A 1,079-nucleotide genomic window follows, 5' to 3' on the forward strand; every position below is an offset into this window, starting at 1 on the left:
AATATATTCCTCTATATTGATCAAATGTACAGGTTCTTTCATTGTTAATGTAATCAGATATTCATTATTATTATAATCTGTCTTGATGTTCCATCCATCTTCTTTATTTTCGTCCAACAAACGATGCAGTTTATTCGTTTCATAATAATCCATCATATGTCCATCCCATCTTGTAAACGAAAATTCAACCTCATTCCTCATTTCACTAAGTCCCCTGTCAGCATATTCATAAATGTCCTGTATACTCATTTGATATTTATCAATTACCCATCTATAATTTTCCATGGTATTTCCATACACTGATCTTCCACTTAATGCTAAAATTACAACAAAAAGCTGTTCCATCGTCCATTTGTCTACAGAACAGTTGAATACATCCCTGATTGATGAATATCTATGTCTCCACAATGTTACAGGAACTACATTATAATAAACCCATATTAAATACGATTTAAAATTAGAATCTCTGCCAGAAACATGATATCTGTAGTATTCGCGCAAACTGGTAATAAATATTTTTGTATAAAAGAATTCATATATTTTACGGTTAAACGTGCGCGTATATCCACCGCTGACTGCAATAATTCTCAAAAGCTGCATTTCAATGGTTGAATACCCTCTGATATTCTTGGAACGTTGAATAAAAACACCTGCTTTTTTTATCAGCTTTTTTATAGAACGAGGAGATTTTAAATTCCAATCCCGAACTCTTCCAATCTTATATTTAATAAATTCGAATGAAATCACATTATAAGTATTTTCTCTGGCGAAGTAACTCTTATCTTCTATATCTGACAGAATATAAAACTTCTCCTTTTCCACATCTGTTGGAAACTGATACGGTGGAAACCGCATAAAAGTATCCATGATTTGACTAATATTATTTGTCTGAAATTTAGGTGCACACATTTTCTGAATCAGAAGACATACGATTCCAAATGATATCACAGTCGCTATCCCAGAATATTCCTCTCCGATGATCAACTTAAACCTATAGGAAATCAAAACTTCAGCCAGAATATAAAGCCATGTTTTATATATAAAACAAAACTGATATATATAATCCAGCAGTTTAAAAC

At 31.7% G+C, this 1,079-nt stretch carries 1 protein-coding gene; it reads right to left on the reverse strand.

The features are described from left to right. Window positions 1–1,079 (reverse strand): hypothetical protein (locus NCY57_RS16635; RefSeq protein ID WP_250789876.1); only part of this gene is annotated, 1,079 nt, incomplete at both ends.

The organism is Blautia sp. MB18-30, assembly GCF_023669475.1.
Classification (GTDB): domain Bacteria; phylum Bacillota; class Clostridia; order Lachnospirales; family Lachnospiraceae; genus Blautia_A; species Blautia_A fusiformis.